Genomic DNA, 15,777 nt, shown 5'->3' with positions numbered 1-15,777 from the left:
GTCTGCCTCAGACCGGCGGTTCGGGCGATATTTGTTATCGCATCTCCTGCGCCGGGGTAACGCCAAGAATACCCAAGCCCGCTGAAATCACAACAGAAACAGCCCGGGCCAGTGCGATTTTCGATTGGCTTGTGGCAACATCGCCATCCTGAATGAAGCGCAACTGGGTTTCGTCATTGCCCTTGTTCCACAGCGCGTGGAAATCTCCTGCCAATTCATAGAGATAGAAGGCAACCCGGTGCGGTTCATTTGTGCGAGCGGCGATTTCAACCAGACGTGGCCATTCTGCCAGCTTCTTGGCAACGGTCAGCTCAGAGGCGTGGTCGATCTTGCCCAGATCTGCCCCTGATAGCGTAGTATCATCGGCAGAAATCCCGGCCTCAGCGGCGCGGCGCAGCACACTCATGACGCGGGCATGGGCGTATTGGACGTAGAACACCGGGTTTTCGCGGCTTTGTTCCAACACCTTGTCGAAATCGAAATCCAGCGGTGCGTCGTTCTTGCGGGTCAGCATCACGAAACGGGTTACATCAGGCCCGACCTGATCGACTACATCGCGCAACGTGACAAAGTTCCCTGCCCGCTTGGACATCTTGAATGGCTCGCCATTCTTCCACAACTTCACCAATTGGGTCAGCTTGATATCCAGCGGCACCTTACCATCGGAAAGGGCCGAAACCGCCGCCTTCATCCGTTTGACATAGCCGCCATGGTCCGCACCGAACACGTCGATTAGCGCGTCAAACCCACGGCTCACCTTGTCATAATGATAAGCGATATCCGGGGCGAAATAGGTCCAGCTGCCGTCCGATTTCTTGACCGGGCGGTCGACGTCATCCCCGTGTTCGGTCGACTTGAACAAGGTCTGCTCGCGCGGTTCCCAATCCTCGGGTTTCTTACCCTTGGGCGGCTCAAGAACGCCTTCGTAGATCAGGCCCTTGTCGGTTAGCGACTGAAGCGCAGCCTCGATCCGCCCTGTGCCGTAGAGCGACTTCTCTGAGAAGAACACATCCATCTCAACACCCAGCGCCTTCAGGTCGGCGCGGATCAGGTCCATCATAGCACCGGTCGAGAACTCGCGCAGCTCTTCCAGCCATACGCTTTCAGGCTTGTCGATCAGGCTGTCGCCGTATTTCTCTTTCAGCGCTTCACCGATCGGGATCAGGTAATCGCCGGGATAGAGACCTTCTGCGATCTCGGGGCTCAGCCCGTTAGCCTCGCGATACCGTTCATATGCCGACCGCGCCAACACATCCACCTGCGCGCCGCCATCGTTGATGTAGTATTCGCGGGTCACCTCATGGCCCGAATAGGCCAGCAAGCTTGCCAGCGCATCACCGAACACAGCCCCCCGCGTGTGGCCTACATGCAGCGGACCGGTCGGGTTGGCCGAGACATATTCCACGTTCACCTTCTGACCATGCCCCATGGTCGAACGGCCATAATCGGTACCCTTTTCCAGCACCGCAGCCAGCACGCCCTGCCAAACCGTAGACGCTAGCCGCAGGTTTAGAAAGCCCGGGCCCGCCACCTCGGCGCTGGTGATCCGGTCGTCTGCAGACAGCTTGCCCGCCAGCACTTCCGCAATGTCCCGCGGCTTCATCTTCGCCGGTTTCGCCAGCACCATCGCCGCATTGGTCGCCATATCGCCATGCGCCGCATCGCGCGGAGGCTCAACCGCCACGTTGTCAAAGCTCAGCCCCTCAGGCAGCGCGCCTTCGGACTGCATCTGCGCCAGCGCGTCCAGTACCAGGCCGCGGATCTCGGAAAACAGGTTCATTTCGGATGTCCTTTTGCTTGTCGCGGGGTTTACCACGCAAAGCGCCAAGGTCAATGGACGCCTAAATTTTGCGCTTGGATTAACCGTCATCGGGGCTAATGTCTGGGAAAACCGTGACCGGAGCCCCTGAATGCGCCTTACCCTGCCCTTTGCCCTGTTGCTGAGCACCGCCTTGCCTACGTGGGCCGAGATGCCCTCACCACAAGGCCACGTGTTGCTTACGCTCGGTGGCGCCGTCACCGAAACCAACTTGCCCGCGCGCGGCGAGAATGACGGCGGGTTGTTGGGTTTTCTCGAAGTCACCCATACCGGTGCAGCAGGCTTTGACGCGGCTATGCTGGACAGGTTGGATCAGATCGAAATCACCATCCCCTACGGCCCGCCAGAAAACCAGCGCGACTATACCTTTTCTGGCCCACTGTTGTCTGACGTAATGACGATGGTAGGTGCTAAGGGCAAATCCGCCCTGCCCATGGCTATGGACGGCTATCAGGCTGAAATCCCCTGGGAAAGTATCGAGACACACCAACCCATCGTGGCCACCCACGCGGATGGCGCGCCCATGGGTATCGGCGGTTATGGCCCCACGATGATCGTGTTCCCGCCCACGGATGATGCTGAGCTGGCTCAGACACAAGCCGGCCAACAGGTCTGGGCCATTGCCTATATTTCGGTCGAGTGATCTCCGGTCAGCCGGGCATGGTCTTGCAGCGCAAACCGGTCAGTCATGCCCGCGATGTAATCCGAGACGATGCGGGCCAGCACGGTTTCATCCGTTGCAGCCTCGATATCGCTGTGCCAATGCCGCGGCATCTGTTTTGGATCGGTCAGGTAAATCGGGAACAGATCCTCAACCACCTTGCTGACTCTGGCGCGCACTTCCATCACGCTGGGCGCGCGGTACATGCGCGAAAACAGGAATGCGCGGATTTGTTTGAGCTTCGCCCAGAGCTCATCCGAGAACTGTATCACCGGATAACCCAGATGGCGGATCTCCTCGACCGACTGCGCCCCCGAGGCAGCCATCAGGCCGCGTGATGTGTCAATCACATCCGAAACCATGACGCCAAATACCCGCCTGAGCGCCTCGTGCCGGCGGCGATACGGATCGAGGCCCGGATATTTGGCATCCACTTCGGCGAAACAGGCATCAATGATCGGAAGCTGCTGAATATCTTCATCGCTGAACAAACCCGCCCGCAATCCGTCAAACAGATCGTGATTATTGTAGGCGATGTCGTCCGATAATGCCGCGACCTGCGCCTCGGCGCTCGCATGAGTATGGAGTTCGAGGTCAAAGCCCTGGTTGCATTCGGCCAATGCCCAAGGCAATGCACCAGTGACCGGCCCGTTGTGCTTGGCTATCCCTTCCAGACATTCCCAGGTCAGGTTGCACCCATCGAACTCGGCGTAGTGACGCTCGAGTTTGGTCACGATCCGAATGGCCTGTGCGTTGTGGTCAAAGCCACCATATGGCTCCATCAACGCATGCAGAGCATCCTCGCCCGTGTGGCCAAACGGCGTATGCCCGAGGTCGTGCGCCAACGCGACCGCTTCGGTCAATTCGCCGTTCAAGCCTAAGGCCCCGGCAATCGTTCGAGCCACCTGAGCCACTTCTATGGAATGCGTCAGGCGGGTTCGATAACTGTCGCCCTCATGCTCAACAAACACCTGAGTTTTGTGTTTGAGGCGCCGAAATGCGCTAGCGTGAATAATCCTGTCCCGGTCGCGCTGAAAGCATGACCGAAAACTGCTTTCCTCCTCAGGTACAAGCCGCCCCCTTGCGCGGCCTGGGTCCGAGGCAAAACCCGCTCTGTCCAAAGGTCTTGTCCTTGTCGCCTGTCGTCAGATTCCATATATTGTACGATGCTAAGGAAATAAACCTTTGGAGACCGGCATGAATCTGCCCCCAACAGTCACAGAACGCGCCTTTGAACGCCTGGCCGAAATCGGTGCCGCAGATCAGGGCCAGGCCCTGCGTGTCGCTGTGGAGGGTGGCGGATGTTCCGGTTTTCAATACGAGATCGCCCTGGATGAGCCGAAAGAGGACGATTTGGTGCTAGAGGGCAAAGGCCAAAAGGTCATCGTCGACTCGATCTCTCTGCCGTTTCTGGAGAACGCGGTAATTGATTTCACACAGGAACTCATCGGCGCGCGCTTCGTGATTGAGAACCCCAACGCCACGTCTTCCTGCGGCTGCGGCACATCGTTCTCGATGTAGCGCCAGTGGGGGGCCTTGCCCCCACACCCCCAAGGTATTTTTAGCCAGATGAAGAGGGATCCGCTCTCTGACAGTCAAAGTCAGAGAGCTTCACCTGGCGCGGTCATCGGCGCCTCCGCCTGTACCGCATGCTCAGTTTTGACGAATATGGTTAAGAATCCGTTTCTTCATCTGGCTAAAAATACCTCGGAGCGCGAGGCAGAGCCTCGCTAACTTGTTCGGCAACTTGCCGTTGCGTGTATTCTGCGCGATAGGTTGCCAATGGCACCGGAGGATCACGCATGAAAATCGCCACATTCAACATCAACGGTATCAAGGCACGCGCCGAGGCGTTACCTCGCTGGTTGGATGAGGCACAGCCCGATGTCGTGTTGCTGCAGGAAATCAAATCAATCGATGAGAATTTCCCCCGCGAGATTTTCGGGGAGCGCGGATATAACGTTGAAACCCACGGGCAAAAGAGCTTCAACGGCGTTGCAATCCTTTCGAAATTGCCGCTTGAGGATGTCTCCCGTGGGTTGCCCGGTGATGAAAGTGATGAGCAGGCGCGCTGGATCGAAGCTACTGTCATAGGAAAGAGAGCACTGCGCATCTGCGGATTGTATCTGCCAAATGGCAATCCGGTGCCGGGGCCGAAATATGACTACAAGCTTGAGTGGATGGAGCGCCTCTATGATCGTGCCCGCGATTTGATGGCATCAGAGGAACCCGCGTTGATGGCCGGGGATTACAATATTATTCCGCAGGCCGAAGATGCCAAGCGCCCCGACGCCTGGCGCGAGGATGCGCTTTTTCGACCCGAAAGTCGCGCTGCATTCCGCAAGGTATTGAATCTAGGCTTCACTGAAGCCTTTCGCGCGCGAACGCAAGGCCCTGGTCATTACTCATTCTGGGATTATCAAGCCGGCGCGTGGAACAGAAACGACGGGATTCGCATCGATCACTTTCTTCTGACGCCGCAATCTGCAGATTTGATGCGTGATTGCAGGATCGATGCCGAAGTGAGGGGGCACGAAAAACCTTCGGACCATGTGCCGGTCTGGGTTGATCTCGACCTGTGAACGCTTACGCGGTCGCGTCGTAGCTATAGATCCACTCGTAGCGCCGTGCCAAGCGTGGACCAACCGCCATTAAGGCGGCCTGTGCGGCCAGCCTCATTGGCCCACGAAGATGGAAATTACGCGCATTTGCGCCTGCGGCGCCAACCACTTGCCTGGCACGCGGTCGTCGAGTGGCTTCATAGGTAGCCAATGCGCGGGCGACGCCTGAGTTGTCCTGGAACGCGCGTGTCAGGACCCAGGCATCTTCCAGTGCTAGGCAAGCTCCTTGGGCCATAAAAGGCAACGTCGGGTGCGCAGCATCCCCAAGCAAGGCCAATCGCCCATTCTGCCAGATTTGCGCCACGGGGCGCAGAAACAGCGCCCAAAGGTGAACCTCGTCAATCTTTGACAATATGTCACCAACCGGTCCGCCAAAATCGGCGAACCGGGTTCGCAGGTCGTCGGGATCACCATGACGTCGCCAGCCTTCCTCTTGCCAGTCGGAACGCTCTTCTATGGCCACGATGTTCACGAGGCGTTGATCGCGCAGCGGGTAGGTTACAACGTGTCGGCCTGGCCCCATCGTCAAGGACGCGCATGGCAATTCTTCTCGCTGGGTCCAGGGGATCGTTGCTCGCCAGGCAACCTGATGGGTGAACACCGGGACCTCGGGGCCATTCAAGATCGGGCGGATAGCGCTGCGCGCACCGTCTGCTGCGATCGCGCATTCCGCACGCAGCCTTTCGCCGCTTTCCAGAACGATCTCGGCTTCGCTTGGGTGTTTATGAACCGTGGTGACAGGTGCATCCAGCCGAATATCCACCCCAGAGCGCAAGGCGGCTTTGTGCAACAGGTCCAGCAGGTCTGCCCGGTGATAATAGTAAGTCGACCCAGCGGCAGGGACCGGGACCCGACTGATCACGCGCCCATTACGGTAATCGCGCAGAACGGTCCCACCCGAGATTTGTCCAGCTTCCGGGACCTTACCAGCAACGCCTAGCGCACGCAGTACCGCCATCCCGTTCGCACTGATTTGCAATCCAGCACCAACTTCGGTCAGTTCTGGGGCCTGCTCCAGAACCGTCACCTGAGCACCCTGACTTCGCAGTGCGAGTGCCGCCGCCATGCCCCCAATGCCGCCGCCAATGACGCAGAAATTCAGACCATTGATATTCATGGGCCTGCCATAACGCAAAAACGCCGGGGCGACAGGCCCCGGCGCTGTTGTTTTGTTGCAATTTCCCAGCGATCAATCGTCGCGGTGGACCTTTTCGCGGCGCTCGTGACGCTCTTGCGCCTCAAGCGTCATAGTCGCGATAGGACGCGCATCCAGGCGCTTGAGCGAGATCGGATCACCGGTCTTCTCGCAATATCCATACTCCCCTTCTTCGATCCGGCGCAGGGCCGAGTCGATTTTGGCCACCAGCTTACGCTGACGATCCCGGGTGCGCAGTTCCAGCGCACGGTCGGTCTCTTCGCTTGCGCGGTCAGCGACATCGGGAATGTTTCGGGTGTTGTCCTGCAGACCTTCGATCGTATCACGGCTGCCTGCGAGTAGTTCTGTCTTCCAATCCATCAGCTTGCGGCGAAAATACTCAAGCTGGCGATCATTCATGAAAGGTTCATCTTCAGCCGGACGGTAATCTTCCGGCAGAAAAACTTCCTGCTTCATATTTGCTCCCTCGGTATGGCCTGAAACGTCGGTTGCGATTGTATTACCTGACATTCGGCACCCCCTTCTGCGGAGCGTTTATCCGACGGGGCAGAGATTGTCACTACACAAACGTATGCCTCGCCGCCGCGTCACTCCGACTGCTCTAATTTTGAGACTTGTAACAACAAAACCTTGTTTTTCTGTGGTTCTCGCAAGGCGTTTTTCAGGCAGCTTCAACCCCTGCGATACCCCGCCCCGAACGAATCGCCCAAAACAGATTGGACTTACAGCCCATCCCATCCTTTCGCGACGCTGCGGCCCGGCTTGTAAATAACCTTGCCTCTCTGTAACCCGAGCAGAGCAAACCCAGCCCGCATTCCGCGGAAACCACATGAGGGGTCCCATGACCGCACGTTTTCAAGGCACCGCAGAATATGTTGCCACCGACGATCTGAACATTGCCGTGAACGCCGCCGTCACGCTGGAACGCCCGCTGCTTGTCAAGGGCGAACCCGGAACCGGCAAAACCGAGCTGGCGAAACAGGTCGCAGGCGCGCTGGGGCTGACGATGATTGAGTGGAACGTGAAATCCACAACGCGCGCGCAGCAGGGACTGTATGAATACGATGCGGTCAGCCGTCTACGTGACAGTCAGCTAGGTGATGAACGCGTGCACGATGTCTCGAATTATATTCGCAAGGGGAAGCTATGGCAGGCATTCGATGCGGATGAAAAGGTTGTGCTACTGATCGACGAGATTGACAAGGCTGATATCGAATTTCCCAACGATTTATTGCAAGAACTCGATAAGATGGAGTTCCACGTCTACGAGACCGGCGAGACGATCCGTGCTAAGAACCGCCCGATCGTCATAATCACGTCGAACAACGAAAAGGAACTACCTGACGCATTCCTGCGCCGCTGCTTCTTTCACTACATCCGCTTTCCAGACGAAGCCACGATGCGCCGTATCGTCGAAGTCCATCACCCCGGCATCAAAGATGCGCTGCTGACCACCGCGCTGACCCAGTTCTACGAAATCCGCGAAACGCAGGGTTTGAAGAAAAAGCCCTCGACCTCGGAAGTGCTGGACTGGCTGAAACTGCTCTTGGCTGAGGACTTGAGCGCTGAGGACCTTAAACGCGACGGTGTGAATGCACTGCCCAAGCTGCATGGTGCGCTTCTAAAAAATGAGCAGGACGTACACCTGTTTGAACGGCTGGCCTTTATGGCACGTAGCAAGCGGTGATCACAGCTTGTCATCGGTACGGTCGGGTGTCAGCATTACATCAACGAAAGACCCCGCGCCAATCGGGCCTCCAGAGCAGGAAATAATAAAATGACTAACGCCCTCACAATTCGCCCCTTGCGACCAGAAGACCGGGATCAATGGGCCGAAATGTGGCGTGACTACCTGGCATTTTATGAAACCGAAGTGCCGGATTCGACTTTCCAAAACACCTTTGCACGGCTCTTAGGTGATGATCCGAATGACTTTTCCTGTTTTGTCGCGGATTTGGATGGGCAACTGCTTGGACTGACCCACTACCTGTTTCATCGCCACGCCTGGAAGGAAGAAAGTGTCTGCTATCTGCAGGATCTCTATGCCCGCCCAGAAGCGAGAGGCACCGGAGTTGGACGCGCCCTGATTGAGGCCGTCTATGAAGAAGCGGACAGGCAGAAAGCCCCCTCAGTGTATTGGCTGACGCAGGAAAACAACCATACCGCACGCAAACTCTATGACCGCATCGGCAAGTTGTCGCCGTTTCTGAAGTATCAGCGACCATGAGGCTTTTGGGCGCAACTCTCCTTCTGGCGGCGCTGTCTGCCTGCACCACGGTCGACCGGATCGAGACGCCGACCCGTACCCAGGTGATCGAAGCATCGCTACCGCCGTCTAAATCCTTCGGCGCTGCTCGTCCAAGCCCACCTGCCCGCTCAAACAAGAACATCGCCGCAGATTTCCTATCGCTGCATTTCGCACTTGAGAGCGGCGCAGAGTTGCCCGTTTTCACCCGGTTTGATGGACCGATCACGGTGCGTCTGACAGGGACACCGCCACCAACGATGCAGACCGACCTGAGCCGGCTACTGACACGGTTGCAACGTGAGGCGAAGATCGACATCCGGCAGATTCCAGAGGGTCAGGCGAACATCACGATCGAGGCTGTAAGCCAGAAACAGATCCGCCGCATCCTGCCGCAGGCCGCCTGTTTCGTCGTGCCCAACTCTTCAAGTCTGGAAGAATACCGCCGTGACAGGCGCAAAAGCAAAAGCAACTGGACCGAACTGCGAAAACGTGAACGGATCGGGATATTCATCCCCTACGATGCCAGCCCACAGGAAATTCGGGACTGCCTGCATGAAGAATTGGCTCAGGCACTTGGACCTCTGAACGACCTCTATCGCCTAACCGATTCAGTATTCAACGACGACAATTTCCACACGGTTCTGACCGGATTCGACATGTTGATCCTGCGCGCAGCCTATGCGCCTGAGCTGCAAAATGGCATGACACGCGAACAGGTGGCAGCGGTTCTGCCCGGCGTACTCAGCCGGCTGAACCCCAGAGGGGATCGGGTTGCGCCACAACAGGTTACTGAGACACCTCGGGCCTGGATTAACGCAGTTCAACGCGCTTTGGGGGCTGGCGCTGGTACGGCCAAGCGCGTTAACGCTGCGAACGAGGCAGCGCGAATTGGTCAACAGCAAGGCTGGACCGACCACCGCCGCGCCTATCCGCATTATCTGCTGGGGCGCATGGGGCAATTCGACGACCCCGAGGCGGCGCAGCAGCAATATGAAATTGCCCTGAAATACCTGAACGCCACCCCGGGAACAGAAATTCAGCGCGCTCATATCACGGCACAAACCGCAGCCTTTGCTTTGGCACAGGGTCAGGGCACCGAGGCCCTGCCCGAATTGAACAAAGCAATCAATGTCATGACCAAGGCCGAGAACGCCGCCCTTCTGGCCACTCTGCTGCTGCTCAAATCCGAGGCACTGCGGCAGTCCGGTCAACTAGATCAGGCACGTCGCGTTCGGCTGGACAGTATCGGATGGGCACGTTACGGCTTCGGCTCGGATTTGGTGGTGCGCTCGGTCACACAAGACATCGCGCAGTCAGCCGCCACAAGCACGGGTGGATAACGTCACATGATAGTGGTTCTGGGCATGGCTATTCTGGGCGCGATTCTGGGCGCGTTGACAGCACGCAAACGTAACGGAAGCGGTGCGGATATGGCGCAATACGCTGCGGGCTACGGCATTGCCTTTGCGTTGGTCGGGCTGGTGATTTCACTGGTCATTGTCCGTCTGGTATAGAACGATGTTCCTGCCCTTCTTCGAAAACCTCCGAAACGCTGGCATTCCCGTATCTCTGCGCGAGTACCTGACGTTTCTGGAAGGGATGAAAAAGGGCTTGGCGACATACGATGTCGAGGCGTTTTACTATCTCGCCCGCGTTTCGATGGTGAAAGACGAGCGCAACATCGACAAGTTCGACCGTGCCTTTGCCGCCAGTTTCGAAGGGTTGGGTGAAATCAGTTTCGATCAAGTACTCGAGGCGGTCGATATTCCTGCCGAGTGGCTTGCAAAGATGGCCGAAAAGCACCTGTCGGATGAAGAAAAAGCCGAGATCGAGGCGCTTGGTGGCTTTGAGAAGCTGATGGAGACGCTACGCGAGCGCCTCAAGGACCAACAGGGTCGCCATCAGGGCGGTAACAAGTGGATCGGCACCGCGGGCACCTCACCTTTCGGCGCCAATGGCTACAACCCCGAAGGCGTGCGCATCGGCCAGAAAGAAAGCCGCCATCAGCGTGCCGTAAAGGTCTGGGACAAGCGCGAATTCAAGAACTTAGATGACACTGTTGAACTAGGCACCCGGAACATCAAGGTTGCCTTGAAACGCCTGCGCCGCTGGGCGCGTGAGGGTGCAGCGGAAGAGCTTGATCTGGATGGAACGATCAGGGCTACGGCTGAACACGGATATCTGGATGTCAAAACCCGACCCGAACGACACAACGCCGTCAAAGTGCTTTTGTTTCTGGACGTGGGCGGATCGATGGACCCGCATATCAAGGTCGTCGAAGAACTGTTCTCAGCGGCCCGAACCGAATTCAAACATCTGGAATACTACTACTTCCACAATTGCCTCTATGAAGGCGTCTGGCGCGACAATCGCCGCCGCTGGGATCAGCAAACTCCGACGCACGAGGTCTTGCGCACATACGGGCCGGACTACAAATGCATCTTTGTCGGCGATGCCTCGATGAGTCCTTACGAGATCGCTTATCCCGGCGGTGCAAATGAGCATTGGAATCAGGAATCTGGCCAAGTCTGGCTGGGCCGTGCACGCGAACAGTGGACATCGAACCTGTGGATCAATCCAGTGCCAGAGAAGTATTGGGAATATACCCATTCGATCGGCATGATCCGTGAGATATTCGAAGATCGCATGGTACCCATGACGCTGGCGGGTTTGGAACAAGGTATGCGGGAACTGACGCGCTAGTCACCGTCGGAGTCCTGGTTGACTCAGAAACCGGAAACAATAGGCCTAGTTTTCAGAGATATTCGCGTCAAAAGCACCACCAAAGAAACAATCTCGGCAAAATTCCCTGCCTCTCTCGAATTCGTGATATACGACAAAGGGATTGAAGCTGGGGGGCTGAGATGACCATTTCAAAACTACGAAATATCCTGACATCTGTTTTGACCATTACAGCGTTCGCAATTGCATCGGGTGCGACCGCGACATTGGTACTTTCCCCTGACGCCGCTTATGCCAAGAATGATAATGGCAAGGGAAAGGGCCGCGGCGGCGGCAAAGGTAGTTCTGGAAAAAGCAACGACGGCAACAAAGGCAAGGGAAAGTCCGGAAAAGGCAACGACGGCAACAAAGGTGGCGAAAAGGGAAAATCCGGCAAGACTAAGGGTGCCAAAAGCGCGGGTAAAGATCCCGGCAAGGCCAAGTCCAAAACGCACCGCGTTAAAAAGGCTTTCGGGTTCAACAAGAAGCAAAAGGCAAAACACCACCGGTCAGCCAAAACCTCTGCTAAAGCTAACGGACGGAACGGCAAGGTACAAAAGACCACACTGGCGGGCTTTGGAAGAGAGTTTAAACGCGATGTCGAGCAACTATTTGGCAAGCGTTCGCCGGTAAAAACCAAGTCAAGCGCGAACCGGGTAAAGAAATCGTACCGCAAGGCGTCGGTGGCTCCGGTTGAGTATTCCCCGCGACCTGTTGCTCGCACAGATTATAAATCCAAGCACTATGACGATAAGAAGCCCAGCAAGCGTCGCTATCGCGACCCGCTTGTTGCAGCGATCACCGATCCCGATGGCTCGGACAAGCTGCGTAACCTGAATGCATCCAAGGCAGCGGCCCCGGCGTTCCGCAATGCTTCACCTAACAGCAATGTGGGCAAGATCGCGACCTATCAGGCGGCGGCGGAAACCTATTACGATCTACGCGGTGACCTCTATGATACGCGCCGCGAACTGCGTGATCTGAACGAAGACTACGATGGCCGCAGCAGCGAAGACATCGCCGATGATATCGCCGCGCTTGATCCTGCGGACCCGGACTATGATGACAAGCTGAGTGCGCTTGAGGATGAGTTGCGCGATGCAGAAACCTATGAGGAGGCGCGCGACGATCTGCGCGCGGATCTGAGGGACCTGAAATACGAAACCCGCGACGCGTTGCAAGATGCGGAGGCTGCCTTTTATGACGCTTCGAAAGGGCGGACATTGACCAAGGCGACGCTGGGCGAGTTCCACGGCAATCTCGATCTGCCACAGCCAAACTACCGGCACAAGGACTGGGCAACGGTCCAGCCGGTGCCTTACAATCCTGACGGCTACCGCTATTCGGACGATAAGAAGATCTATGATGAAACCGACTATCGACTGCGCTTCGACAAGCCATATTCCGATCGCAAGAAGGACCGCTACCGCTATTACCGCGACCCGCTTGTTGCAGCAATCACCGATCCCGATGGCTCGGACAAGCTGCGTAACCTGAATGCGTCTAAGGCCGCGGCCCCGGCGTTCCGCAATGCTTCACCCAACAGCAATGTCGGCAAAATCGCGACCTACCAGGCGGCGGCGGAAACCTATTACGACTTACGCGGTGACCTCTATGAGGCGCGCCGTGAACTGCGTGATCTGAACGAAGACTACGATGGCCGCAGCAGCGAAGACATCGCCGATGATATCGCCGCACTTGATCCTGCGGACCCGGACTATGATGACAAGCTGAGTGCGCTTGAGGATGAGCTGCGCGATGCTGAAACCTACGAGGAGGCGCGCGACGCTCTGCGCGCGGATGTGAGGGACCTGAGAGTTGATGCTCTGGTCGCAGAAAAGGAAGCTGAACGCGCATTTTTTGAGGCTTCGAAGGGCGAGGTCTTAACCAAGCAGTCCCTTGCCGAGTTTCATTCGAACCTGCACCTGCCCTCGCCAGGCAGGTAAGGCTGGATTGAGTCGCATAACTGATCGGACGTGAAGGGCGAGTTACCGCTTGCCTCCTCGGGGTGGGCCGCCCATATCTAACTCATGCTTCGCTTAACACCCATCCTGCTGGCCATAGCCTATGCCGTTGTGATGTACCGGATATCCGTCTGGCGCACGCATCGTGAGTTGGATGCGAAGTCCACCGAACTGGCCGATCCTGCGCTAAAACGCATGACGGACCGGCTGGCTGCAGCCTTGGAGATTGATCGGGTCCCAGTCTACATCTACGAGATCGATCCGGTGAACGGGCTGGCAGCGCCGGATGGGCGTATTTTCATCACTCGCGGTTTTTATCGCAAATTTGGCAACGGCGAAGTATCAGCGGAAGAAATGGCAAGCGTAATCGCGCATGAATTGGGCCATGTCGCCCTTGGCCACGCCCGGCGGCGGATGATTGATTTCTCGGGTCAAAACGCCCTGCGTGCTGCGCTGATGATGCTATTGAACCGCTTCATCCCGTTCATTGGAGCCTGGATTGCAAATATGCTGACTCATTTGCTGGCCTCCCGCCTGTCGCGGAGTGATGAATATGAGGCGGATGAATATGCGGCTGCGCTTTTGACAAAAGCCGGGATCGGGATTGGTCCACAGAAGTCTTTGTTCCACAAGCTTGAGGATCTGACTCAGCAGCGTGCGGGCGTTGTGCCCGCTTGGTTGATGAGTCATCCAAAGACGGATGAGCGGATCGCAGCTCTGGAAGTACTTGAACAAAAGTGGGGCGTGGGAGTTTAGGATAGGAGCGAGGGGCCAGCCCCTCGCGCTCCCCGAGATATTTTTGGCCAGATGAATGGGATCCCGAATTAAGTACTCAGGGCTTTGCCAAGGCGCGGCAGGCGGGCTTTTTTCATTAAGCTGCGCAAGGTCCATTGAGCACCGGATAGCCGGTTGGCTTCAGCAAGGACCGCTTTGGAAACCTGCGTCATGCCTTCGGGGTCGGACAGCCAGAGTTCATGTAGCAGTCCGTCCGGATCGCGCCGCTCAAGCCCTTCGTCGGCCAACATATTCTTGGGAAAATCCTTGGCATTGACGGTGACAATGACATCTGCCGAGCTTGTGACCGCCGTTGCGAGAACGTGGATGTCGGCGGCATCCGGCAACCATAGGCGCTGTTCAACACCGAGGTTGGCGGGTTGCACGGCATTTGGCCAATGGGCCTGAACCAGCGCGATTTCGGCGCGCGCCTGCGCCTCGCCCTCGGGGCCAAGCTTGCGGGCGGCGCGGGCCCATTCTTCGAGGATACGTGCAGACCAGACGGGCGTGAAATAACCAAGCCTCGCAGCGCCCAACAGCATCTCTCGCATCACCGTGGGATAGATGACGCAGGTATCCAGAACGGCCTTCACAGACGGTAAAACACGGCTTTGAGGTAGCCGCTTTCTGCCAGCTGCGGCAGTTGTGGATGGTCCGGCCCGGCAAAGCCAGTTCGGATCAGTTGGGCCTGTCGTCCTGCCCGTCCGATCCCACGGGATGAGGCATCGCGGAAGCGGCCCAGATCAGCGGCATGAGAACAGGAGCAGAGGCCAAGATACCCGCCCGGTTTGACCAGCGGAGCCGCCAGACGTGCGGTACTCTCATAGGCACGCAAACCTGCATCCAACGCCTGTTTCGAAGGTGCAAAAGCCGGGGGATCACAGATGACGACGTCGAACAACGCGCCCTCTTCGCCGAGTTTGGTCAGTATATCAAAGGCGTCGCCTTGTCGGGTCTGGAAACGGGCAGAAAATCCTGAGACTTCTGCGCCCTTCGCCGCCAGTTCGAGCGCCGCTGCCGAGCCGTCAACGGACAATGCCTGTGCTGCGCCGCCCGCCAGCATGGCCAGACCAAAGCCTCCGACGTGGCTGAATACGTCCAGCACCTGCGCCTCGGGGTGAACCAACTTGGCGGCAAAGGCGTGGTTGGGGCGTTGGTCATAGAACAGGCCAGTTTTCTGTCCCCCGGTCAGGTCGGCCATGTAGGTTGCGCCATTCATTGGCACCGGCAGAGGCTTATCGGGCGCGGTGCCGCGCAAGGTCAGATTGGTGTCGTCCAACCCCTCGAGCACACGCGTGCGCCCCGAGGCGTTCTTCAGCACGGTGTCGACCCCGGTCACCTTGACTAGCGCGTCGGTCAGAGATTCAAGGTGTGCCTCAGCCCAGGCAGCGTTGGGTTGGATCACGCAGGCGTCTCCGAACCGGTCGATGATCACCCCGGGAAACCCATCCGCCTCGGCATGGATCAGGCGATAGTAAGGCGCATCGAACAGTCGCTCGCGCATCTCAAGCGCGCGGCGCAGACGGGTTTCAAACCAGTCCGCATCCAACTGCGCGCCGATATCGCGATCCAATACCCGGCACATGATCTTCGAGACCGGATTCACTGCGACCAGAGCGATTGGCGCGCGCTTCTCGTCTTCCAGCACAGCCAAGGACCCCGGCCCGATCTTGCGAGTCCGGCGGTCGGTGACGATGTCATTGGCATAGACCCAGGGAAACCCATGGCGCAGGCCACGCGCATTGGCCTTGGGTTTCAAACGGATACGGGGGCGGTCAGCTACGGGTGTCATGGCGCCCTCATAATCGTGAAT

16 protein-coding genes are annotated in these 15,777 nt (G+C 57.5%); 10 read left to right on the top strand and 6 right to left on the bottom strand.

Annotation, left to right across the window (positions count from 1 at the left end):
• Positions 1-34: 34 nt before the first annotated feature.
• Complete coding sequence (gene argS, locus ACR0NM_RS03945) at positions 35-1,780, bottom strand: arginine--tRNA ligase (protein WP_480613323.1); 1,746 nt, start codon at positions 1,778-1,780, stop codon at positions 35-37.
• A 130-nt stretch (positions 1,781-1,910) separates the two neighbouring features.
• On the opposite strand from argS, the gene ACR0NM_RS03940 reads away from it, so the two are divergent.
• Positions 1,911-2,462 (top strand): putative pterin-binding protein, encoded by a 552-nt coding sequence (locus tag ACR0NM_RS03940; RefSeq protein ID WP_480613321.1) that lies wholly within the window; start codon positions 1,911-1,913, stop codon positions 2,460-2,462.
• Here the strand turns inward: ACR0NM_RS03940 and ACR0NM_RS03935 are convergent.
• Positions 2,444-3,601 carry a deoxyguanosinetriphosphate triphosphohydrolase gene (locus ACR0NM_RS03935; protein WP_480613319.1) on the bottom strand — a complete coding sequence of 386 codons (1,158 nt, stop codon included), beginning with the start codon at positions 3,599-3,601 and terminating at the stop codon, positions 2,444-2,446. The genes ACR0NM_RS03940 and ACR0NM_RS03935 overlap by 19 nt on opposite strands.
• 76 nt (positions 3,602-3,677) lie before the next feature.
• Between ACR0NM_RS03935 and ACR0NM_RS03930 the strand changes: the two genes are divergently transcribed.
• Positions 3,678-4,001 carry a HesB/IscA family protein gene (locus ACR0NM_RS03930; protein ID WP_170406378.1) on the top strand — a complete coding sequence of 108 codons (324 nt, stop codon included), beginning with the start codon at positions 3,678-3,680 and terminating at the stop codon, positions 3,999-4,001.
• A gap of 281 nt (positions 4,002-4,282) precedes the next feature.
• Positions 4,283-5,062, top strand: a complete 780-nt coding sequence (xth, locus tag ACR0NM_RS03925) for an exodeoxyribonuclease III (RefSeq protein WP_480613317.1) — start codon at positions 4,283-4,285, stop codon at positions 5,060-5,062.
• Between the two features lie 4 nt (positions 5,063-5,066).
• Here xth and ACR0NM_RS03920 read toward each other — a convergent pair whose 3' ends face one another.
• Complete coding sequence (locus ACR0NM_RS03920) at positions 5,067-6,218, bottom strand: FAD-dependent monooxygenase (RefSeq protein WP_480613315.1); 1,152 nt, start codon at positions 6,216-6,218, stop codon at positions 5,067-5,069.
• Positions 6,219-6,290: 72 nt separating this feature from the next.
• A complete protein-coding gene (gene dksA, locus ACR0NM_RS03915; RefSeq protein ID WP_074736317.1) occupies positions 6,291-6,713 on the bottom strand; it encodes an RNA polymerase-binding protein DksA in 423 nt (140 codons plus the stop codon).
• Positions 6,714-7,098: 385 nt separating this feature from the next.
• Here dksA and ACR0NM_RS03910 point away from each other — a divergent pair, with 385 nt between their 5' ends.
• The 7 genes from ACR0NM_RS03910 to ACR0NM_RS03880 all read left to right on the top strand — a co-directional run bounded on the left by ACR0NM_RS03910 (position 7,099) and on the right by ACR0NM_RS03880 (position 13,946).
• A complete protein-coding gene (locus ACR0NM_RS03910; RefSeq protein ID WP_170406386.1) occupies positions 7,099-7,944 on the top strand; it encodes an AAA family ATPase in 846 nt (281 codons plus the stop codon).
• A 90-nt stretch (positions 7,945-8,034) separates the two neighbouring features.
• On the top strand, positions 8,035-8,484 hold the full coding sequence (locus ACR0NM_RS03905; RefSeq protein ID WP_480613313.1) for an N-acetyltransferase family protein: 450 nt from the start codon (positions 8,035-8,037) through the stop codon (positions 8,482-8,484).
• Positions 8,481-9,845 carry a DUF2927 domain-containing protein gene (locus ACR0NM_RS03900; protein ID WP_170406392.1) on the top strand — a complete coding sequence of 455 codons (1,365 nt, stop codon included), beginning with the start codon at positions 8,481-8,483 and terminating at the stop codon, positions 9,843-9,845. Before ACR0NM_RS03905 ends, ACR0NM_RS03900 begins: the two co-directional genes overlap by 4 nt.
• Before the next feature lie 6 nt (positions 9,846-9,851).
• Entirely contained in the window at positions 9,852-10,019 is a 168-nt protein-coding gene (locus tag ACR0NM_RS03895; RefSeq protein WP_170396648.1) for a hypothetical protein, read from the top strand.
• Between the two features lie 4 nt (positions 10,020-10,023).
• On the top strand, positions 10,024-11,208 hold the full coding sequence (locus tag ACR0NM_RS03890) for a vWA domain-containing protein (protein WP_170646299.1): 1,185 nt from the start codon (positions 10,024-10,026) through the stop codon (positions 11,206-11,208).
• 161 nt (positions 11,209-11,369) lie between these two features.
• A complete protein-coding gene (locus ACR0NM_RS03885; RefSeq protein ID WP_480613311.1) occupies positions 11,370-13,172 on the top strand; it encodes a hypothetical protein in 1,803 nt (600 codons plus the stop codon).
• Between the two features lie 84 nt (positions 13,173-13,256).
• Entirely contained in the window at positions 13,257-13,946 is a 690-nt protein-coding gene (locus ACR0NM_RS03880) for a M48 family metallopeptidase (protein WP_170396642.1), read from the top strand.
• Positions 13,947-14,014: 68 nt separating this feature from the next.
• Here the strand turns inward: ACR0NM_RS03880 and ACR0NM_RS03875 are convergent, their stop codons facing one another.
• Both ACR0NM_RS03875 and ACR0NM_RS03870 read right to left on the bottom strand, forming a co-directional pair.
• Complete coding sequence (locus ACR0NM_RS03875) at positions 14,015-14,557, bottom strand: RSP_2648 family PIN domain-containing protein (RefSeq protein ID WP_170612309.1); 543 nt, start codon at positions 14,555-14,557, stop codon at positions 14,015-14,017.
• Positions 14,554-15,756, bottom strand: coding sequence for an RSP_2647 family RNA methyltransferase (locus ACR0NM_RS03870; RefSeq protein ID WP_480613309.1), 1,203 nt, complete (start codon positions 15,754-15,756; stop codon positions 14,554-14,556). The genes ACR0NM_RS03875 and ACR0NM_RS03870 overlap by 4 nt, the downstream gene beginning before the upstream one ends.
• Between the last annotated feature and the right edge of the window lie 21 nt (positions 15,757-15,777).

The organism is Ruegeria sp. AF2, assembly GCF_056542025.1.
The sequence above is the reverse complement of the archived record's forward strand: the minus strand, read 5'-3'. Positions and strand labels throughout refer to the sequence as shown.